Here is a 20,211-nt window from a genome sequence, read left to right as displayed (position 1 = left end):
CGGAGGCTTAAAGCATGGCAAGAAAATCATCATCCAAATTACCAAAACGAAAAGGTGAATATACATTCCGTGGCAAAACGGTTGAACAACTTAAGTCCTTGAGTATTGAGGAGTTCGCTGAGCTTTTGCCTTCCCGTGAACGCCGTACTATCAAGAAAGGATTCACAGAAGGCAGAAAGCAGGTCCTTCAGAACCTTAAGGACGGCAAGGATAACGTACGTACCCATTACAGGGACCTTATCATATTCCCTGATATGGTGGGTAAACACATCGAAGTATACAACGGTAAAACATTTGTGGCAGTAGAGATACAGCCGGAAATGATCGGACACAGGTTCGGAGAATTCGCACCAACTCGCTCAAGAGTCAGTCACGGAAGTGCAGGTGTCGGAGCGACCCGTTCAAGCAAGTTCGTTCCACTGAAGTAAGGTGATCTGTATGGCAAGAATTGGATACTCAATAGAATTTGACCCGAAGACCTCTGCCAAAGCAATGGGTGCAGAGCTTCACATATCACCTAAGAAATCCCGCGAGGTTGGAAGCGCAATCAAAGGAATGCGTACCGAAGTTGCCCAAAGGTACCTCGAAGATGTTATCGAAATGAAACAGGCAGTTCCCTTCAAGAGACACCACGACGGTGCAGGACACAGAAAAGGTCCTATGGCAACAGGCAGATACCCTGTTAAAGTTGCAGAGGCCTACCTTAAGATCTTGGAGAACGCAAAGAGCAATGCTGAGTATAAAGGGCTTGAACCTTCGCAGATGTATATAGTACATGTTGCTTCAAAGCGTGGACGTGTCATACACGGAATGAGGCCAAGGGCTCGCGGACGCGGAAGTCCCAAGAATACGGAAACTGTAAACATCGAGATTATTTTGAACGAGGTGCGCTAATGGCAATAGAGAAGAAGTTTGTCCAAGAAGGCTACGTGAAAGCCTCAATGGATGAATATTTCGCAAAACAACTCAGCAGGGCAGGTTACGGTGGCATGGAGATCAACCGTACTCCAATGGGTACACAGATAACAATATACGCCGAAAAGCCCGGAATGGTTATCGGTAAGGCTGGTAAGGTCATTCGTAAACTTACCAGGGATATTGACAGGATGTACAACATCGACAATCCTCAGATCGATGCACAGGAGGTCAGAAAGCCTGAACTCAATGCTCAGATGATGGCTTCACGTCTTGCTTCCTCTATAGAGAGAGGCTGGTACTTCAGAAAAGCAGGCCACAATACCATGAGAGCTATCATGAACTCTGGAGCACTGGGTTGTGAAATTGTCATCTCCGGAAAACTGACCGGTGCAAGGTCAAGGGTCGAAAAACTCGTAAATGGCTATATCAAACACGCAGGAAAACCTGTAGACGATATTGTTGATGAGGGTTTTGCGACTGCTGTAAGGAAGCTCGGAACCCTTGGCTGCAAAGTAAGAATTATTCCTCCTGGCGCAGTACTACCCGACTCTTTTGATATTAGAGAAGTCGTAGAGGCCGATGTGGTCGAAGCTGTTGCACCGGAAGCTGCAAAGGCTGACATCGCTGAACTCGTAGGCAAGGAATCAGAAGGTGAGGTTGCTGACGAGGAGGAAGTAGTAGAAGTTGCCGAAGTCGCGGAAACAGGAGTCACTGAAGAAGCTTCAGCTGAGAAAGTTGAAGAAGAATCCTGTGCAGATGAGGCATCTGAATCTGATGATTCAATCCCTGACGAAAATCCCGGGGCAGAACAAAGGCTGGTTGATGGTGTATGGCAACACAAACATGAAGGTTACGATTACTGGCATCCTATCGCACGTGTTCATAAGGAGGAGAAGTAATGGCAGTTCTTCGGTTGAACGAGATAAGGGACATGTCCCCTGACGAAAGGATGGACGAACTTGACAAGATGAGAGACGAACTCATTCGTGAACGTGCTCTTTCATCTGCAGGAGGAGCTCCTGATAATCCCGGAAGAATCGGGGAACTGAGGAGAACCATTGCCAGGATCAAGACCATCCAGAGAGAAATGAAGGAGATCTGAAGTGGAAATCACTCCTTCAAAACTAATATTCCACGAATTAATTGGATTAGTAGTTGAAGTTGTAGAAGCTACTAACCCAACACTGAGCAATATACGCGGCAAAGTGGTTGACGAAACAAAGAACATGATAATTGTTCAAACAGAGGCAGGTCTTGAAAAAATGGTTCCAAAAATGGGCACGACCTTTGTGTTTCGGATACCCGCCCAAATTTCGGGCAAGCATGCTGAGAGGCATGTAAAAATAGAAGGGAACCTTCTGCTCTCACAACCCGAGAACAGAACGAAGAACATTAGGAAAATACGCATGAGGTAATAATCATGGCAAAAGATATTGGATTGGATGTCCCGACTCCGGAAAAGGAGTGTAATGACATTAATTGTCCATTCCATGGAGAACTGCCCGTTCGCGGACAGGTCCTTGTAGGGACCGTTGTAAGCGATGATATGGACAGGACCGTGGTCATCCAGCGCAAGCATGAGATGCTTATCAAGAAATATCAGAGATATGAGAAAAGGCAATCTAAGATCCATGCACACAATCCTTCCTGCATAGATGCAAAGGTAGGAGATGTTGTGACGATCGCAGAATGCAGACCGTTGAGCAAGACTAAATCATATGTGGTGATCAAGGCGGAGGCTCAGGCATGAGGGGTATCAGGTCAAGTATCCCCCGTGCTTTGAATGCCGGAGCACAGATCGACTGCGTGGACAATACAGGTGCCCGTGTGGTTGAAATCGTATCTGTCAAGGGATACCGTGGTGTCAAGAACAGGCACCCAAAGGCTGGTATCGGTGACATGTGCGTTGTGTCTGTGAAAAAAGGTACTCCTGAGATGCGCAAGCAGATCCTTCTGGCTGTTGTAGTCCGCCAAAAGCAGGAATTCCGTCGTCCTGATGGCCTGAGAGTCTCATTTGAAGACAATGCAGTTGTTATTGTTGACAAAGATGGTGTCCCAAAAGGAACCGACTTCAAGGGTCCTGTGGCAAGAGAAGCAGCTGAAAGGTACCCAAAAATTGGTACGACGGCATCTATAGTTGCATGAGGTGTGAACAATGGTATCAAATCAGCCAAGAAAGCAGAGGAAAGCAAGATACAACGCTCCTCTTCATGTAAGGCAGAAGTACATGGGTGCTTCCCTTTCAAAGGAACTACGTGAGAAGTACGGTTGCAGATCTGCAAACGTAATAGTAGGCGATACTGTAAAGGTAATGCGTGGAGACCACGCAGGTAGTACAGGTAAAGTAGAGGCTATTTCCCTGAAACATGGAACGATTGTTGTTGAAGGGGTCAGCGTGTCCAAGGCAGACGGAACAGAAGTTGCAAGACCTGTGTATCCTTCAAACGTGATGATCACATCCCTTGAGATGAAGGATGACCGCAGAGAAGCAGTTATCAGCAGGAAGTAGGTGATTCTGTGGGTAAACATCAAAAGAGAATATCTGTACCAAACAGCTGGCAGATATCAAAGAAATCTAATAAGTGGATCACTGCTACAAGGCCTGGTCCACATCATAAAGAACAGAGTATCCCTTTGGCTATAGTACTAAGGGATATGCTGGGTGTAGTTGACAATCGTGCAGAGGCAAAGCGCGTACTCTCAGAGGGCAAGATACTCGTCGACGGTGTAGTCAGGAAAGACCTGAGATTCCCTATAGGGTTACTGGACGTAGTATCCATCCCGGATGAGAATGTATCTTATCGTGTCTTGTTGGATCGTAAGGGAAGGCTTGAACTCCACAAGCTCGAAGACTCCGATGTAGACAAGCTTTGCAGGATCAACGGCAAGACGGTTATCAAGGGTGGAGCCATACAGCTCAACCTCAGTGACGGTTCAAACGTCCTCGGATCCAACGATTACAATACAAAGGATTCAATTATCCTTTCACTACCTGATAAGAAAGTAGTTAAACACATCAAGTACGAAGTCGGCAATCTCGCAATGATCGTCGGTGGTAAACACACCGGTGAGATCGGTACTATTAAAGAGATCAACACTGTCCGCAGTTCAAGGAATAACACGGTTTCAATATCCGGTGACTATGACTTTGAGACAATTGAGGATTATGTGGTAGTTATCGGCGAGAACGAGCCTGAGATCAAACTCGGTGGTGAGGTAGTTGAGTAACGTAATGAGGACGCCTGTTGTCGAAAAGGTTGTAGTCCATATGGGTGTTGGAGAAAGTGGTCAGCATCTTGTGGATGCTGAAGGTATACTTGGAGAGGTTACAGGACAGAAGGTCATCAGAACTTACTCCAAGAGAACCCTCCCTGCTTTCAGCATTAAGAAAAATGAACCTATCGGATGTAAGGTGACTCTCAGAGGCGAAAGTGCTGAAAAATTCCTTACTATTGCACTCGGGATCATCGAGAACAGACTTCGTGCTTCACAGTTTGACATAAATGGCAATGTGGCTTTTGGTATAGAAGAACACACCGACTTCCCCGGAATGAGATACGACCCTAACATCGGTATCTTTGGAATGGATGTCAATGTAGTTGTTAACCGCCCGGGCTACAGGATCAGTAAAAGAAGGATTGTAAAAACCAAAATCCCTACGTCACACAGGATAACAAAGGATGACACAATTGCCTTCTTCAAAGACAAATATTCAGTGGAGGTTATCTAATGGTTCAGACCACAAAGAACTTCGGCCGGGGCGCACACGAATGCAAAAGATGCGGCAGGAAACAGGGACTTGTCAGGAAATATGATATTTACCTTTGCAGGCACTGCTTCCGTGAGATTGCCCACGATATGGGATTCGAGAAATATACGTGAGGTGAGATAAATGGTATTATTAGATCCGCTTGCTGATGCTTTATCCACTATTAAGAACGCTGAGGCTATAGGTAAGAGTTCCTGTACGATCCAGCCTGCTTCAAAGCTCATCGGAACTGTACTGAAGGTCATGCAGTCCCGCGGATATGTCGGCGAGTTTGAATTTATAGAAGATGGTAAGGCAGGTATTTATAAAGTAGAACTTGTTGGTAGGATCAACAAATGTGGTGCTATCAAGCCACGTTATTCAGTAGGTGCTGCAGATTTCGAAAGATGGGAAAAGCAGTATCTTCCCGCAAAGAACTTCGGTACACTTATATTGACCACATCGATTGGTGTAATATCACAGTACGAGGCTCGTGAGAATAACGTTGGTGGACAGTTACTTGCTTATGTGTACTGATGGAGATGGGATATCATGGCAAAAGAGATCAAAAAAGAGATCCCTATTCCCGATGACGTCACTGTTACGTTCGTGGGCCAGCTCCTGACAACATCAGGGCCAAAAGGCAAAAACGAAAGGACTTTTTGGTACCCAGGCATCAATATCGAGGTTGCAGGTTCTGAGGTTATTGTGGACTCATCAGTCACAAAAAGACCCAGAAAGCGATGGTAGGTACCTTTGCTTCGCATATCTCCAACATGCTGAAGGGTGTAACAGAAGGTTTTGAATACCGTATGAAAGTTGTTTACTCTCACTTCCCTATGCAGGTGAAGGTAGAAGGAAAGAGGCTTTCAATAGGTAACTTCCTTGGTGAGAAGAAAGCAAGGTCTGCAAATATCCTTGGTGAGACAACTGTCAAGGCAAGTGCTGATGAAGTAATTGTCTCAGGCATCAACAAGGAAGATGTTGGCCAGACTGCCGCCAATATTGAACAGGCAACAAAGATCAAAAGGTTTGATCCGCGTATATTCCAGGATGGAATTTACATAGTGGAGAAGATAGTGTAGGTGATTTGAATGGAAGGAAAAATCAAACGCCTCTTTAAGGCAAGAAAAGTCCAGAAGGGTAAAAAACCCGTATTCAAAAGGACGGACTCCCACAAGTACAAGCGCTTGGATTCAAACTGGAGACGCCCAAGGGGTCTTCGGGGAAAACAGCGCAGGCATTACAAGGCAAAGGGTGCCCTTGCACAGGTAGGCTACGGTAGCCCAGTTGCTGTAAAAGGCCTGCATCCATCAGGATATGCAGAAGTCCTTGTATTCACAGTTGGACAACTTGATGTTGTGAATGCAGCTGAGGAAGCTGTCAGGATATCTGGAAAGGTTGGCGGAAGGAAGAAATCAATTATTCAGGCAAAGGCTTCTGAGCTTGGTATCAAAATCCTGAATCCTCTGAGGAGTGAGTGAGATGACCGATCTGACTAATCAGAAAAGGATAGCTTCCGAAGTACTTGGTTGCGGTGTTCACAGGGTATGGCTTAACCCTGAAGCTGCAGGTGATATTGCAGTTGCTATCACAAGGGCTGACATACGTGAGCAGGTTGAACTCGGTAACATCAAGGCAGAACCTGTAAAGGGTGTAAGCCGTGGTCGTGCAAGAGCAAGGGATGCCAAGCGTAAGTACGGACACCGTAAAGGACACGGTAAGAGAAAAGGTAAGCAGGGTGCACGTAATCCAAGCAAAGAACAGTGGATGAAAAAGATCCGTGCTCTTAGAAAGAGACTCAAAGAGCTACGTGCAGACGGTTCACTGGACAAATCCACCTATTGTAAGGTATACCGCAAGGCAAAAGGTGGCGAATACCGTAGTGTTGCTCACTTGGAAGCACACCTGGAGTCCGAGAAGCTCATTAAGCACGAGGAATAATCATGGCGACAGGACCCCGATATAAAGTCGCCTTCAGAAGGCGAAGAGAAGGTCGCACAGACTACCACTTAAGGCTAAGGCTTCTTCTTTCAAAGGAAGATCGTGTAGTTGTGCGCAAGAGCTCAAGACATATGCAGATCCAGCTCGTTGCTCCAAAGCCTGAAGGGGATGTTACCCTTTCATCTGCTGTTTCGACTGAACTCAAGAAGTACGGATATGACGCATCCACAGGTAATACAACGGCTGCGTATCTTGCCGGCCTTCTGTTTGGTTACAGGGCACAGAGCAAGGGATTCGAATACGGTGTTCTTGACCTGGGACTCCAGGCAGCATCTCCCGGATCACGTGTATATGCAACCCTGAAAGGCATTGTAGATTCCGGATTTGAGATTCCTCACAATCCGTCAATATTGCCTTCAGACGAGCGCATAAGAGGAGAACATGTAGCAGAGTATGTGGAAGGATCAAATCTGCCTGAACTGTTCGATGCAGTTAAGGAAAAAATCTCTGCTGACTTCAATTAGGTGATTATATGGCATATGAATATGAAGAAGAATGGGTTCCGCAGACAAGGCTCGGAAAACTCGTTCATGAAGGGCAGATTACTTCCATGAATGAGGCAATCGATTCCGGTCTTCCGGTAAGGGAATCCAAAATAATCGATATTCTGTTACCTGATCTCGAAGACGAGGTGCTCGATATAAACATGGTCCAGAGGATGACTGACTCCGGACGTCGTGTTAAGTTCAGAGCAACTGTCATCGTAGGAAATGGTGATGGTTTTGTAGGTCTTGGACAGGCAAAGGATGTTCAGGTTGGTCCTGCTATCAGAAAAGCAATCGACAATGCCAAGATCAATATCATAAAGGTCAGGCGTGGTTGCGGTTCATGGGAATGTGCATGTGGCCGCGCACACACAGTACCATCTGAGGTAAGAGGAAAGGCAGGCAGTGTTATTGTAGAACTCAAGCCTGCTCCACGTGGACTTGGTCTTGCTGCAGGTGACACTGCAAGAAAAGTACTTGAGAAAGCAGGTATCAAGGATGTGTGGACCCGAACTGAAGGTACGACCAGAACTACCCTGAACTTCGCAAAGGCAACTTTTAATGCACTTCACAATACCGGTACTGTAAGGCAACCTATCCAGCTTGAGGAGGAGGCTTGAAAATGTACGCTCTGATAAGAGTACGTGGTAACGTGAATGTCAGGGGATCTATTGAAGATACCCTGAAAATGCTCCGTTTGCACAGGGTAAATCATTGCGTCCTTCTCAGTGACAACCCTCACAACAAGGGAATGATCCAGAAGGTCAAGGACTATGTGGCATATGGTGTTATTGATGCTGCTACTCTTGAAGAGATGCTCACAAACCGTGGCAGACTTGAAGGTGATTTAAAACTTACCGAAGAGTATGTAGCTGAGAATACAGACTATGATTCCATCAAGGCATTGGCACAGGCTATCCATGACGGCGATGTCACAGTGAAAGATGTTCCAGCTCTGAAGCCGGTATTCAGACTTCATCCTCCAAGAAAAGGCCATTCAGGCATAAAAAGGACTGCACAGCAGGGTGGTATACTCGGTAACAACGGTGAGGATATCAATCTCTTGTTGAAGAAAATGAGGTGATCTGGATGAAAAAATGTAACACCAAGAAATTCAGAGGTTCACGCACCTGCGGTGGAGGTACCAGTAAGAACAGACGTGGTGCCGGAAACCGTGGTGGAAGAGGTAAAAGTGGTGAAAATAAGCACCATGCAACTCTTGCACAAAAAATGGGATACCAGCGTGGTCACCAGAAGGGATTCAGCCGTCCGCTGAAGATCATCCGTGATACTTCCATTGTTAATGTGGGAGAGCTGGATGAACTTGCAGATCAGCTTGTTGAGGATGGTTTTGCGGAACTCAAGGATGGCGCATATGTCATTGACCTTGCTGTTCTTGATATAGACAAGGTACTTGGTACCGGTAAGGTGTCAAAGAAGTTTTCCATCACTGCGGCTGAATTCTCTGCAAGTGCAAAGGAAAAGATCGAAAGTGCAGGTGGATCCTGCACTGAACCTGAAGAGTAATGCCTTTTGGCATTACATATTTATTCTTATATTTTGTGCAATTAAAGGGTGCATATTTATTAATGTTAAAATCTATTAAGGTGTACTTTATAACCTAATAATTGCATGGATTTTTCCATTCAAAGGGTGGAATTAATGAGTCTTAAGGAAAGTTTAAAACCAATTTTTAACAGATTGCCTGCGGTTTCAAGCCCAGAAGGGCATGTGCACTTTAAAAACAAGCTGACATGGACGCTTGGTATACTTGTGCTCTATTTTGCGCTGGCTAATGTGCCGTTGTTTGGATTGTCCCCGGATTCGATCGATCTGTTCGAGTCCTATCGAGCATTCTTTGCGGGAGCGTCGGGTTCTTTGATGCTTCTTGGTATAGGTCCTATAGTCACTGCTTCCATCGTACTGCAATTGCTTGTCGGTGCTGATGTTATCAAGCTCGATATGTCCAATCCGGAAGACCAGGCATTTTTCCAGGGTGCTCAGAAGGCGCTAGTTTTTGTTATGATAGTCCTTGAGGCTCTACCACAGATAGCCGGTGGCTACATACAGCCGGATGCAGCACTTGCGGCTACATTAGGTGTTAGTGCAAGCCTTATTACAGCCATTATATTCATTCAGATCTGTATCGGAGGTGTCTTGGTTCTCTTCATGGATGAAGTGGTTTCCAAATGGGGCATCGGTTCCGGTGTGGGTTTATTCATTGTTGCAGGTGTGTCCCAGCAGATCGTAACGGGTCTGTTTAATTGGACATCTGATTCAAGCGGTTTACCTACCGGATTCTTCTTTAAGTGGATATACATCGTGCAGAATGTGGAAGCAGATTTCTTATTCTCAGGCGATGGTATAATGTTCATGCTGGTAAGTGGTGGTATACTTGCATTGCTAAGTACTATAGCTATCTTCCTTCTCGTAGTATATGTGGAGAGTACTCGTATTGAGATACCTCTGGCCCACAGTGCTGTAAGGGGTGCAAGGGGCAAATTCCCTGTAAAGCTGATCTACGCTTCAGTCCTTCCGATGATTCTTGTCAGGGCACTTCAGGCCAACATACAATTAATCGGAATCGTACTGAGCAGCAGAGGAATTACAATCTTCGGGGAATATGTAGGTTCAACTCCTGTTAATGGTATTATGTATTATCTTTCTCCTATTCAAAGCCCGTATGACTGGGTACCCTCGCTTGTAACAGCGACCTTCTCTTCATATGGAGTCGCTGCTCCTGCAACCTGGCAGATTGCCCTTCATGTGCTGGTTGATGCCGTGTTTTTGATAGTAGGTGGTATCATATTCGCTCTCTTCTGGATCGAGACTACTGGAATGGGTGCAAAGCCTACTGCAAAGAAGATATTTAATTCCGGGATGCAAATTCCCGGTTTCAGGAGAAATATAGGAAGCATCGAGAAGGTGATGCTAAGATATATCCCGAAGGTAACGGTTATCGGTGGTGCTTTCATTGGTTTCCTGACACTGGTTGCCAGTATGCTCGGTACGCTTGGAGGTGCAGGAGGTACCGGTCTTCTGCTTGCTGTCAGTATAGTATACCGCCTCTATGAGGATATAGCATCCGAGCAGATGATGGAGATGCATCCGATGGTGAGGTCTTTCTTCGGGCAGGAATAATTCATAATTTAGGTGTTGATAATAATGAATGTTGTATTGTTTGGTCCTCCGGGTGCAGGAAAAGGCACCCAGGCCAAGGAATTGTCACAGAAATATGACATTCCTCATATTTCTACAGGTGACATTCTCAGGGCAAATGTCCGTGAAGGTACCGAACTTGGTCTCAAAGCAAAAGAGTATATGGACAAGGGTGAACTTGTTCCTGATCAGGTTCTTATAGGTCTCATAAAGGACAGGCTGGAAGAGCCTGACTGTGCGAACGGTTATCTTCTGGACGGTTATCCAAGAACTATTCCTCAGGCGGATGCGCTTACAGGAATTCTCAATGAAATTAACAAACCTCTTGATTCTGTTATCAATATGGGGGTAGGCGATGAAGAGCTCGTAAAAAGACTGAGTGGACGTCGCAGTTGCAAATGTGGTGAAAGTTACCACATTATGTTCAACTCTCCAAAAGAGGAGGGTGTCTGTAATGCATGTGGTGGGCAACTCTACCAGCGTGATGATGACAGGGAAGATGTTATCAGGCAGAGGCTTGCTGTTTATAATGATAAAACTAAACCTTTGATCGAGTATTATGATAATGCCGGGCTTCTTGTTAATGTGGATGGCGCAGGATTAGTTGATTCTGTTCTTGCTGACATCTGTAAGATTATGGACCAATACAAATAAACCATCAAAAGAGGCTATCCCTTGGTTACAGAAACATTCAAGAAACAGCTGAATAAATTTTTGCTGGCATTTGGTATTTCATTGATGCTGGGTATTGTTATCCTGGGCGAGGATTTCAGGAATTCCCTCGGACAATCCGTTGGTTTTCTTATGGATCCTCTTGTGAATCTTCTGGGAGCAAGTAATTTTCATATTGTCCTTTTCATAATGGCATCGATAACTGCACTTTATGCATCACTGATTCAGAAATACACCATGGACTGGGAACTGATGCGCTCTACCCAGGAAAAGATGCGTGTGTTCCAGAAGCAGTTCAGGGAAGCCCAGCTTTCAAATAACACTTCACTTATGAAGAAGATGGAATCTGAGCGTACCGCGATGATGTCCGAACAGATGGAGATGTCGAAGCAGCAGTTCAAACCCATGGCATATATCAGTATAATATCGCTCCCCTTGTTCATGTGGGCGTATTATTTTATTACATTGCCAGAGCACGGAGGTGCTTCATTCGTATTTCCGTTCTGGGGTGAACAGCTTTTGACAGATACCATCATCGGTCCTTTCCAATACTGGATATTCTGGTATTTCATCGCTTCTCTTGCGGTAAGTCAGTTGATCAGAAAAGCATTGGATGTCGGTGGAATTTAATTGCTGCTGACTATCAGTGGTCTTCCGGGCAGTGGTACTACCACTGTTTCCCGTATCCTTTCGGAGAAGCATGGGCTCGAGATGATATCAGCAGGAGAGGTATTTCGTTCACTTGCAAATGAATACGGAATGACTCTTGCTGAGTTTGGTGAACTGGCGGAATCCGACGATTCAATTGACCTCAAAATAGATGAGCGCCAGAAAGAAATTGCCAATACAAGAGACAACGTGATCCTTGAAGGACGGCTTGCGGGCCATATGGCGAACAAGGCACTCAAGATCTGGATAAAGGCTTCAGTTGATGTTCGTGTAGGGAGGATTGTCGCAAGGGAAAGTGGTTCTTTTGAATACAAGCTCAGCGAAACAATTGAACGTGAGGCCTCAGAGTCTGTCCGGTATAAAACAATTTATGATATTGACATAAGAGATTTGTCTATTTATGATCTTGTGATTGATTCTGAAAAATGGGATCAGTATGGAATCGCAGATATTATTTCCTGTGCAATCGACAACAATTCTTATTTCTGATATTTGGCGGGTTCTATGAATTCTGGTATCTTACCTTCGGAATATAAACGTGAATTAGTACTTAAGGCAGAAGCGAAAACCAGTCCTTTCTATGGTTGTTCTCCTTACGATCGACCGATTAGGCAACACATCGAGATGGGAGTTGTGAACCTTGACAAGCCACGAGGTCCTACCAGTCATGAGGTTACTGCCTGGGTCAAGGATATCCTTGAGTTAAGTAAGGCCGGACATTCAGGCTCCCTGGACCCTGGTGTGACCGGTGTCCAGCCTATCATGCTCGGAAAGGCTACAAAGGTTGTTTCTGCCCTGCGTCTTTCGGGCAAGGAGTATATCTGCCTGATGCGTATGCATGAGCCTGTCCCGGAGAAGAAGGTGCGTCGCATCTGTAAGCAATTCACCGGGCCAATTTTCCAGATGCCACCTGTGATTTCTGCTGTTAAGCGTGAGGTACGTGTTCGGATGATTTACTACCTCGAGGTGATAGAGGTAAAAGACAGGTCTGTGCTGATGAGGGTCGGATGCGAAGCAGGAACATATCTTCGTAAACTCTGTCATGATATCGGTAATGCACTTGGTTGTGGAGCTCACATGCAGCAATTGCGCAGAACAAAAACGGGTCCTTTCGGGGAAGATTCCCTCGTAACCCTGCACCAATTGAAAGATGCCTATGTTTTCTGGAAAGAAGACGAAGATGAATCCTACTTGCGTAAATATATAAGGCCTATGGAAGAGGGTCTCAGTCATCTTCCGAAGATTATTGTCCGTGACAGTGCTGTTGACGCAGTATGTCAGGGTGCGGCATTTGCAGTTCCGGGTATAGTAAGCCTTGACAAGAATATCAGCAAAGGTGATGATATTTGTCTTTTCACCTTAAAAGGAGAGGCTGTGGCATTATGTACTGCATTTATGGATACTGGGGAAATGCTTGAAAATGAGCATGGGATTGCAGCAGTGACCGAAAGAGTAATAATGGATGCTGGCACTTATCCGCAAGGCTGGCACAGCAAGCCAGAATAATCACGCGTGCCGAGGTAGTCTAGCGGTAGGGCGCAAGCCTGGAAAGCTTGTGGGGCATCCGCCCCTCGGGAGTTCGAATCCCCCCCTCGGCGCATAATTCTTTTTTGATTTTTAATTACTCTATGTTTCATTTCAACTATATGTGGATAAGTGAAGGTATGTGACATGGGATATTGTGCAATTGCAGCAGAAGATTACTAATCCCGGGCAACAAATTTACGATTCACGTCATTCTCAAAGAATGAGCTGTCATTTTTTTATTCAGTCTATGTTTTCAGCAGACATAATTTCCAAAGGATGTTTTTAAGCAACTACCTCAATTGAATCTATAACAATATAATTGGACATTACTTGAGCAACTGTCCTATGGATATGTGTGCGAATAAGGTGATACGATGGATGATCAAAAAGTATTCAATCTGAAATCAAATATGGATGTAAATTACGATGGGGATGCGTTAGTGATGTGTCCTGAGTGCGATAGTGAAATCAATGTGGCTTTTTCCAATATAGTTGATGAAAGCCTGGTGCTTGGTGAATGTATAATATGTCTTCTTTGTGGCGCTAGTTTGGATCAGGTGCATCCATCTAAAGCGACAACTAAAAAAATAGCTGATTATGTAGAAAAAGAAATGCTCAAAGATCTGGAAAAGGAACTTGGTCAGATTTTCAAATGATCGCTATTTATGAAGCGGCAAAAAGTGCAAATGTTTAAACATAAATGTTGGGTGGGTCTTATCGCAAACAATTACTTGAAACAGGTATTTGCATTGATTAAGGGGGCATAATGTGGGATTTCACGCATGATCTTCAAATTCACTTCACAGGAAAGTATTTATATAATTAGTCTATAGGATGTGTTCACTTGTATTGCTATTTTCTGTTGCATGGATTGTGCAAATAAGAGCAATAGTATATGCGGGTAAATTATTCTATTAATCTTTAGAATTGCCTAGCCCTTTACAGGGTGTGTCGAAACTTTGTTTCGAGGCTACAGGACGATTTACGTCCTTAAGGAGGAAATTTAATGGCAGACGAAGAAATAAGACATCTTGTCCGTATCATGAATACTGACCTTCAGGGTAGTCAGCCTGTAATAAATGCGCTGACTGGCATTCGTGGTATAGGGATGAGGACATCAAAGGTTATTGTAGAAAGCACCGGCATTGACCCGAAAGCGGTCATAGGATATCTCTCAGATGAAGACATTGCGAAGCTCGATGAAGCTATCGGCAACTTTGAGACGAAAATGCCAAAATGGATGCTTAACAGGCAGATGGACCCACTGACAGGGGATGACAAGCACCTCCTTGGACAGGACATTCTCCTTACTTTCAGGGAAGACATAAACACTCTCAAGAAGATCAGGGCATACCGTGGTCTCAGGCATGAGAGAGGTCTTAAGTGCAGAGGTCAGAGGACAAAATCCACCGGCAGGCGTGGTTCAACCATTGGCGTAAGCAAGAAGAAGTAATACTAAGGTGATTTTATGGGATATCCAGGTAAAAAAAGAAAGAGTTATGATACTCCAAAGCACCCCTGGCAGGCAGCCAGGATGGCCGGTGAACTTGAGCTTGTTAAAAAGTATGGTCTCCGTAACAAGAAGGAACTCTGGAAGGCACACAGTGTCCTGAGAAGGTACAGGGCGGATGCCCGCAGGCTTCTTGCAGAATCTGCAGAAGGAGAACTCACAGGTCACTTGAAGACCGAATCTGACCAGATCCTTGCAAGGCTCATTCGCTACTCAATACTTCACGGCGATTCCAATGTTGATGATATTCTTGGTCTGCAGACCGATTCCATTCTGGAGCGCAGGTTGCAGACACAGGTCCACAGGCTCGGACTAGCACGTACTCCAAAACAGGCCAGGCAGTTCATTACTCACGGTCACATTGCGATTGATGGTAAGAGGGTTACAGTTCCCGGTATGCTTATATCAAAGGACGAAGAAATGCGCATAGACTATTATGGCAAATCACCGCTTACCAGCGAAGGGCATGCAGAAAGGCCTGCACAGGTTGCTTCATCTGTAGCAGGAGTAGCAAAGGAGGAATAAATTCATGGCTACAAACGGAATCTGGGGCGTTGCTCACATCAAATGCTCATTCAATAACACTATCATCACAGTGACAGACATCACCGGTGCGGAAACATTAGCCAAGTCTTCCGGTGGAATGGTTGTAAAAGCTGCACGTGATGAAAGTTCACCTTATACTGCCATGCAGATGGCAAGCCAGCTTGCAGATATACTCAAGGACAAGGGAATCGAAGGAGTTCACATCAAGGTGCGTGCACCTGGTGGGAACAAGCAGAGAAGTCCGGGTCCTGGAGCACAGGCTGCAATCAGGTCATTTGCAAGGGCAGGTATCAAAATTGGAAGGATACAGGATGTAACTCCTGTGCCACATGACGGAACCCGTCCAAAAGGCGGAAGAAGAGTATAATCTAAAGCGGATACTGACTCATGACAATGGAAATAGACGTACTGGAGATATCTGAGAGGTCTGCAAAATTCGTATTGTCTAATGTAAGTGCGGCCTTTGCGAACGGTATAAGGAGAGCTGCTCTCTCCGATGTACCTACACTTGCAATTGACGATGTCAATATATACAACAATACGTCTGTCCTCTTTGACGAACAGCTTGCATTAAGACTTGCTCTTATTCCTTTAACTGCAAACATGGATGACTTCGTGCCCATGCAGGAATGTAGCTGCGGTGGTTCTGAATGTCCTGGATGTAAAGTTTCCCTGACGCTCAGCGCTGAAGGACCAAAAATGGTATACTCGGGTGACCTTATTTCCTCTGATGAAACAGTGCGCCCTGCAGATCTCAATGTACCCATAATTGATCTGAAGGAGGGCCAGAAGGTCGTGCTTGAAGCTATAGCTCATGTGGGTTATGGTTACGATCATGCCAAATGGCAGGCAGGTGTTGCTTGTGGATATAAGAACATGCCTGTTGTTACATTCACAAACTGTGACAAATGTGGTGCATGCATTCAGGAATGTCCTCAGGATATCATTAAAATGGGACCTGAAAAGGCTGAAATCTCAGACGAAGATATTCTGAAATGTATACTCTGCAAACTCTGTCAGGAAAAATGTGAGATCAATGCGATTAAAGTTTCCCAGGATGAAACTTCTTTCATTCTGACTATGGAATCGGACGGCTCTTACACTATTCAGGAGTTAATTATAAATGCAGGGACGAACATTAAGGACAAAGCCGCCCGGATGGGGGAAATCTTAGATTCCCTGTGATCCGGCCAGGAGATTTTTCTCCTGAATATTTATTTGATCTGCACTTGTGCGGGGGTTGCCCAGCCAGGCCAAAGGCGCTAGGTTGAGGGCCTAGTCTCGTAGGAGTTCGTGTGTTCGAATCACACCTCCCGCACCAAACTTTTCAACATGTATATCTTTAGTGAATGTTCTTTCACTTAAATCGACAATTCCATCAGCAATTCTTGTGCGGGGGTTGCCCAGCCAGGCCAAAGGCGCTAGGTTGAGGGCCTAGTCTCGTAGGAGTTCGTGTGTTCGAATCACACCTCCCGCACCATACGTTTTTTACGTTAATTGTTTGATCAGTGGTTACTTTTTTGGTTAATGTTGGTATTTATTGTTATATCTTTTGTGAGGGTTTTGCTCAGCCAGATTAGAGATGTTAGATTTCGGACTTGGTTTGCTGAAGGTTTTTGTATTCGAATCAAACCTCTTGCGCTAGTATTTTGGGATCTGGGTAACTGTAAAACACCGAACTTTAATCAATAGTCTATAAAGTATTTTAATTCGAAAGAACAAAACTATTATTTTATTCATTATATCTGTTCTTTAAAAATTATTTAAACTGATTAATTGAATAAACATTAAATTGTAAAAAGACAATAATCTGTAAAATAGTATATAGAAGTTGAAACAATTGGCTCTGTAGAAAGCCTATTGAAATCACTATCTGTAGCTAATATTAGACAAAACGATCACCATTCAGAAAAATATACAGAAGTTTTATTGACTTCTACTATTGTTTGAATTTTAGAGGATTTCTACAGAGTCATAAGTCGGAAAAATGATTTTTTGCTATTTTTTGAGTATCAAGATCTACTGTACTACATCAACCAGCAGAAATGTATATAATATAGACTCCTGATACTTAGGATTATGAGTCTATTTATCAATCGCACCGAATAATTAGAATTTCTTGAATCCGAATATTCCCGTGATTCTTCATCACTGATCGTAATATATGGAAGAAGGCGTGTTGGTAAAACAGAACTTGTGCTGAAATTCATGGCTGGAAAATCTTCTGTCTATTATTTGTCCCAGAAACTTGACCTTGAGCATCAGGTAGAGGACTTTCTTGAAAAGACATCCGAACAACTTGGTATTTACCAGCCAAAGATCACTAAATGGGATGCTGCATTGAAATTCATTGCAGAGCAGACCAATGAAAAACCTGTAATTATTATCGATGAAGTACCATACCTTATAGAAGGCAACAAAGCTTCAATGTCTGCATTTCAGGCTGCATGGGATTATTGACGGTAGTTCCAACAGGGGACGTAATTCATCCACCGTTTGAAAACGGTGGTCTTCTTACTCCAACATGATAAAAAATATGTGACCTTACAGGAGATCCTCCAGTTCCCATACAAGAAATCCTTCATCTTCAAGCAACTTCCTGTCCTCTATGTTTCTTGCAGCGATCCCTACATTGAAATTCATGCCAGATACATCGGTAATCAGTTCTATTTTCTCTGAAGTAGAGTTGAGGATGCGTCTTGCTTCATCCCTGGTAAGCTCCTTATTCTTTATCTCAATTGCCATAACCTCACTTTTTTCACGGTTTATTGCCAGTATATCTATCTCATCTCCTTTCCTGTTCCACCAGCTTCCAATTTCAGGATATTCGGAAATTAGCCTGCTACTTATCAGCTCTCGGATCATATCCTCAAATAATTTCCCGGTGTAGCTCTGCCACTGCTGTAGAACATTTTCCATTATAGGGTCATATTTACCACCCATGTACTGGCTCAATGCAGAATATATGAAACGGCCATAGAACCTGAAAAAATTATCCTTGAGGAAATATCTCCCTCTCTTACTCTTTTTTGGGCTGTCTGTAACGGGTATCCTATACTCAACTATCCCGAGCAGGTCCGCAAGGTCATAGAAATAATGTGAAAGAGAGTTTGAAGATACGTGTGTCATCTCCGATATTTCGCTTTTGGAACATTTACCTTGAGATATAGCAGATATTATCTCATAATAGGTAGAGTGTTCCTTGCCGAATTCTTCGATAAGGATATCCCTAACCTCATCTTTGAGCGGTGCAAATTCGTTGAACACGAGCTTTTCGAGTGCATCAAGGAACCCGGTACACTGATATTTTTCAAAAAGGCGGTAATAGTAGATCGTTCCTCCAAAAAGGAAATACAGGTCCAGTTTTTCCTGCATATCCGTGATCTCTATTTCATCAAGCATGGCAAAGGTCTCGTGAACCGTGAAAGGACGAAGTGTCAGTATGTTGTCCGCCCGCTTAAAGAGTGGAGCTTTCTCCTCAATGAATATCTTTCTTATCATACCGATGGAAGAACCCGATACGATGAGAAAGACCTTGCAATCATCAGACTTCATATCCCAGTATCTCTGGAGCTGGGTAATAAAGGAAGGATATATCTTAAGGAATCTCTGGAACTCATCGATGGCTATCACTATATCCCTGTCATAGGATGTAATGAACCTGAGAAAATTCTCAGGTTCCTTAACATTTATGTAATCAGGTAGTTCAAGTTCTTCCCTGAGCATCCTGTCGAACTCGTCCATGAGTATATCTATGCTCTTGTTACTGTCCACAAACAGGTAGAGTGCTTTCCTGTCCCTGCTGAACTGTTTGATAAGCTCGGTCTTCCCGACCCTTCTTTTGCCGGTTATTACGAGGAAGGACGGTTTGCTTTTGTCGAGGAGGGACATTAGGGAGAGTTCTTTCTCCCGGTTGTAGAATTCCACAATGATTATTTTTGTAATCATTATATTTATAACCATTGATGATCGAGTGCGATATGAGAGCAAAGCCCTCAGCATCCTTCTGGTCAATGGTTACACTTTAAATTTCATGCAGGATTGTTTAAAATATGATCGATTTTGAATCAATGCGATTTAACGCAGTGCAACCAACACGCCGCAAGCGGCGCTTTGCTGTTGAAATAGTAAAAGATAGTGATGACGTAAAAATAGATCACCTCAATAACCACTTCCACAGAGGCACGAAACTGATGCCATCTTCTTCCTTTTCAATATCTTCTGTCAGGAGAATAAGTTCTGCATCATTGAGCTTGCTAAACTTGTGCAGACCCTCAGTTTCCCTTGGGTCGATGTCATTAGTATATGAGACGTCTATGGACTGGAGTTTGCCACCCTCGCTTCTGGCAACAAGATCCCTCTTTTTCCCCATCCAGTAATAGACATCGCAGTTCCTTCTCTTAAGCTCAATGAAGTCACAACCGATATTTATAAGCTTCAAATTATCAATGTCTGAGCCTTCACACCCACTCAAGCGTAGCGCTCTCACTACAACTGCCATTGCAAGCAATGGGCAGTATCGCTGCTGTGCATTAAGCAGTAAAAAAAATAACGGGTGCCGTTGTAATATGGAAAATGAATGCCCCTCATGTGGTTCTGATAAAGAATATCCCGAACATCTTCTATGTAAGTATTGCTACTATCGAGGTACTGTAGGAGCTGCGAAATTCTTATTATTGCAAACTATGAGGGATAATGGAAATAAATACTTGACCGTCGATGAACTTACTGAGCTTGTAAATCAGAACCCACACAAAAAACATAAGGTGACAAGAAGTGCCGTATATAAGATACTTCATCGTTATTCCCGCTATTATGAACAGGCCAAGAAAAGAAGGCGAGGATATCTTGTACTAAAAAAGAGATTCCTCGAAAGAAAGGCCAGAGGGGAAGACCGCAGATTAAATATAAGTTGAGTTCTCGTCTATCAAAAAGGGTTGATTATTATGCTATGCGATGGAAAATGGTTTTTC

General features: G+C 44.1%; 31 protein-coding genes, 3 tRNA genes and 2 pseudogenes. 34 read left to right on the top strand and 2 right to left on the bottom strand.

The window, feature by feature from the left end:
- Positions 1–14: 14 nt before the first annotated feature.
- The 33 genes and pseudogenes from V7O67_RS13845 to V7O67_RS13685 all read left to right on the top strand — a co-directional run.
- Complete coding sequence (locus V7O67_RS13845) at positions 15–428, top strand: 30S ribosomal protein S19 (protein ID WP_406658123.1); 414 nt, start codon at positions 15–17, stop codon at positions 426–428.
- Between the two features lie 10 nt (positions 429–438).
- Entirely contained in the window at positions 439–894 is a 456-nt protein-coding gene (locus V7O67_RS13840; RefSeq protein WP_406658122.1) for a 50S ribosomal protein L22, read from the top strand.
- Complete coding sequence (locus V7O67_RS13835) at positions 894–1,817, top strand: 30S ribosomal protein S3 (protein WP_406670287.1); 924 nt, start codon at positions 894–896, stop codon at positions 1,815–1,817. Before V7O67_RS13840 ends, V7O67_RS13835 begins: the two co-directional genes overlap by 1 nt.
- Positions 1,817–2,020, top strand: coding sequence for a 50S ribosomal protein L29 (gene rpmC, locus V7O67_RS13830; RefSeq protein WP_406658120.1), 204 nt, complete (start codon positions 1,817–1,819; stop codon positions 2,018–2,020). Before V7O67_RS13835 ends, rpmC begins: the two co-directional genes overlap by 1 nt.
- Position 2,021: 1 nt before the next feature.
- Positions 2,022–2,333 (top strand): ribonuclease P protein component 1, encoded by a 312-nt coding sequence (gene rnp1 / locus V7O67_RS13825; protein WP_406658119.1) that lies wholly within the window; start codon positions 2,022–2,024, stop codon positions 2,331–2,333.
- Positions 2,334–2,338: 5 nt separating this feature from the next.
- Positions 2,339–2,668 carry a 30S ribosomal protein S17 gene (locus tag V7O67_RS13820; RefSeq protein WP_406658118.1) on the top strand — a complete coding sequence of 110 codons (330 nt, stop codon included), beginning with the start codon at positions 2,339–2,341 and terminating at the stop codon, positions 2,666–2,668.
- On the top strand, positions 2,665–3,063 hold the full coding sequence (locus tag V7O67_RS13815; RefSeq protein ID WP_406658117.1) for a 50S ribosomal protein L14: 399 nt from the start codon (positions 2,665–2,667) through the stop codon (positions 3,061–3,063). Before V7O67_RS13820 ends, V7O67_RS13815 begins: the two co-directional genes overlap by 4 nt.
- Positions 3,064–3,073: 10 nt before the next feature.
- Positions 3,074–3,427, top strand: a complete 354-nt coding sequence (gene rplX, locus V7O67_RS13810) for a 50S ribosomal protein L24 (protein ID WP_406658116.1) — start codon at positions 3,074–3,076, stop codon at positions 3,425–3,427.
- An 8-nt stretch (positions 3,428–3,435) separates the two neighbouring features.
- Entirely contained in the window at positions 3,436–4,146 is a 711-nt protein-coding gene (locus tag V7O67_RS13805) for a 30S ribosomal protein S4e (protein ID WP_406658115.1), read from the top strand.
- Between the two features lie 4 nt (positions 4,147–4,150).
- Entirely contained in the window at positions 4,151–4,648 is a 498-nt protein-coding gene (locus V7O67_RS13800) for a 50S ribosomal protein L5 (RefSeq protein WP_406658259.1), read from the top strand.
- Complete coding sequence (locus tag V7O67_RS13795; protein ID WP_135390009.1) at positions 4,648–4,800, top strand: 30S ribosomal protein S14; 153 nt, start codon at positions 4,648–4,650, stop codon at positions 4,798–4,800. Before V7O67_RS13800 ends, V7O67_RS13795 begins: the two co-directional genes overlap by 1 nt.
- A 10-nt stretch (positions 4,801–4,810) precedes the next feature.
- Positions 4,811–5,203, top strand: a complete 393-nt coding sequence (locus tag V7O67_RS13790) for a 30S ribosomal protein S8 (RefSeq protein ID WP_406658114.1) — start codon at positions 4,811–4,813, stop codon at positions 5,201–5,203.
- Between the two features lie 15 nt (positions 5,204–5,218).
- Positions 5,219–5,751 (top strand): annotated as a pseudogene (locus V7O67_RS13785) (50S ribosomal protein L6).
- A gap of 9 nt (positions 5,752–5,760) precedes the next feature.
- A complete protein-coding gene (locus V7O67_RS13780) occupies positions 5,761–6,150 on the top strand; it encodes a 50S ribosomal protein L32e (protein ID WP_406670285.1) in 390 nt (129 codons plus the stop codon).
- Between the two features lies 1 nt (position 6,151).
- The gene (locus tag V7O67_RS13775; protein WP_406670283.1) at positions 6,152–6,610 is read left to right on the top strand and encodes a 50S ribosomal protein L19e; all 459 of its coding nucleotides are present in this window, start codon (positions 6,152–6,154) and stop codon (positions 6,608–6,610) included.
- Between the two features lie 2 nt (positions 6,611–6,612).
- On the top strand, positions 6,613–7,134 hold the full coding sequence (locus V7O67_RS13770) for a 50S ribosomal protein L18 (protein ID WP_406658110.1): 522 nt from the start codon (positions 6,613–6,615) through the stop codon (positions 7,132–7,134).
- An 8-nt stretch (positions 7,135–7,142) separates the two neighbouring features.
- Entirely contained in the window at positions 7,143–7,775 is a 633-nt protein-coding gene (locus V7O67_RS13765) for a 30S ribosomal protein S5 (RefSeq protein WP_406658109.1), read from the top strand.
- A 2-nt stretch (positions 7,776–7,777) separates the two neighbouring features.
- The gene (locus V7O67_RS13760) at positions 7,778–8,239 is read left to right on the top strand and encodes a 50S ribosomal protein L30 (protein ID WP_406670281.1); all 462 of its coding nucleotides are present in this window, start codon (positions 7,778–7,780) and stop codon (positions 8,237–8,239) included.
- Between the two features lie 5 nt (positions 8,240–8,244).
- A complete protein-coding gene (locus V7O67_RS13755; RefSeq protein WP_406670280.1) occupies positions 8,245–8,682 on the top strand; it encodes an uL15m family ribosomal protein in 438 nt (145 codons plus the stop codon).
- A 135-nt stretch (positions 8,683–8,817) separates the two neighbouring features.
- Positions 8,818–10,296 carry a preprotein translocase subunit SecY gene (secY, locus tag V7O67_RS13750; protein ID WP_406670278.1) on the top strand — a complete coding sequence of 493 codons (1,479 nt, stop codon included), beginning with the start codon at positions 8,818–8,820 and terminating at the stop codon, positions 10,294–10,296.
- A 24-nt stretch (positions 10,297–10,320) separates the two neighbouring features.
- The gene (locus tag V7O67_RS13745; protein ID WP_406670276.1) at positions 10,321–10,968 is read left to right on the top strand and encodes an adenylate kinase; all 648 of its coding nucleotides are present in this window, start codon (positions 10,321–10,323) and stop codon (positions 10,966–10,968) included.
- A 21-nt stretch (positions 10,969–10,989) separates the two neighbouring features.
- Positions 10,990–11,616 (top strand): DUF106 domain-containing protein, encoded by a 627-nt coding sequence (locus V7O67_RS13740; protein ID WP_406670275.1) that lies wholly within the window; start codon positions 10,990–10,992, stop codon positions 11,614–11,616.
- Entirely contained in the window at positions 11,617–12,144 is a 528-nt protein-coding gene (gene cmk, locus V7O67_RS13735; RefSeq protein ID WP_406670274.1) for a (d)CMP kinase, read from the top strand. It begins immediately after the preceding gene.
- 15 nt (positions 12,145–12,159) lie between these two features.
- Positions 12,160–13,161 (top strand): RNA-guided pseudouridylation complex pseudouridine synthase subunit Cbf5, encoded by a 1,002-nt coding sequence (locus tag V7O67_RS13730; protein ID WP_406670272.1) that lies wholly within the window; start codon positions 12,160–12,162, stop codon positions 13,159–13,161.
- An 8-nt stretch (positions 13,162–13,169) separates the two neighbouring features.
- A tRNA-Ser gene (locus V7O67_RS13725) sits at positions 13,170–13,253 on the top strand.
- 303 nt (positions 13,254–13,556) lie between these two features.
- Entirely contained in the window at positions 13,557–13,838 is a 282-nt protein-coding gene (locus V7O67_RS13720) for a hypothetical protein (protein ID WP_342304314.1), read from the top strand.
- A 350-nt stretch (positions 13,839–14,188) separates the two neighbouring features.
- Positions 14,189–14,635, top strand: coding sequence for a 30S ribosomal protein S13 (locus tag V7O67_RS13715; protein ID WP_406658094.1), 447 nt, complete (start codon positions 14,189–14,191; stop codon positions 14,633–14,635).
- 15 nt (positions 14,636–14,650) lie between these two features.
- Complete coding sequence (locus V7O67_RS13710) at positions 14,651–15,217, top strand: 30S ribosomal protein S4 (RefSeq protein WP_406658093.1); 567 nt, start codon at positions 14,651–14,653, stop codon at positions 15,215–15,217.
- A gap of 4 nt (positions 15,218–15,221) precedes the next feature.
- On the top strand, positions 15,222–15,605 hold the full coding sequence (locus tag V7O67_RS13705; RefSeq protein WP_406658092.1) for a 30S ribosomal protein S11: 384 nt from the start codon (positions 15,222–15,224) through the stop codon (positions 15,603–15,605).
- Positions 15,606–15,625: 20 nt separating this feature from the next.
- Entirely contained in the window at positions 15,626–16,423 is a 798-nt protein-coding gene (locus V7O67_RS13700; protein ID WP_406658091.1) for a DNA-directed RNA polymerase subunit D, read from the top strand.
- Between the two features lie 48 nt (positions 16,424–16,471).
- Positions 16,472–16,559: transfer RNA gene (locus tag V7O67_RS13695), tRNA-Leu, on the top strand.
- 71 nt (positions 16,560–16,630) lie between these two features.
- A tRNA-Leu gene (locus tag V7O67_RS13690) sits at positions 16,631–16,718 on the top strand.
- 641 nt (positions 16,719–17,359) lie between these two features.
- A pseudogene (locus tag V7O67_RS13685) lies at positions 17,360–17,698 on the top strand (ATP-binding protein); the annotation flags it as partial.
- 84 nt (positions 17,699–17,782) lie between these two features.
- Here V7O67_RS13685 and V7O67_RS13680 read toward each other — a convergent pair.
- Together V7O67_RS13680 and V7O67_RS13675 are read right to left on the bottom strand one after the other, a co-directional pair.
- The gene (locus V7O67_RS13680) at positions 17,783–19,186 is read right to left on the bottom strand and encodes an ATP-binding protein (RefSeq protein ID WP_406670270.1); all 1,404 of its coding nucleotides are present in this window, start codon (positions 19,184–19,186) and stop codon (positions 17,783–17,785) included.
- Positions 19,187–19,394: 208 nt separating this feature from the next.
- Positions 19,395–19,739 (bottom strand): hypothetical protein, encoded by a 345-nt coding sequence (locus tag V7O67_RS13675; RefSeq protein WP_406670269.1) that lies wholly within the window; start codon positions 19,737–19,739, stop codon positions 19,395–19,397.
- A 67-nt stretch (positions 19,740–19,806) separates the two neighbouring features.
- Between V7O67_RS13675 and V7O67_RS13670 the strand changes: the two genes are divergently transcribed.
- Entirely contained in the window at positions 19,807–20,154 is a 348-nt protein-coding gene (locus V7O67_RS13670; RefSeq protein WP_342304321.1) for a hypothetical protein, read from the top strand.
- Positions 20,155–20,211 lie beyond the last annotated feature (57 nt).

This window comes from Methanolobus sp. ZRKC4 (genome assembly GCF_045291305.1).
In the GTDB taxonomy this organism is placed as follows: domain Archaea; phylum Halobacteriota; class Methanosarcinia; order Methanosarcinales; family Methanosarcinaceae; genus Methanolobus.
This window is presented reverse-complemented; position numbering and strand designations above follow the sequence as displayed.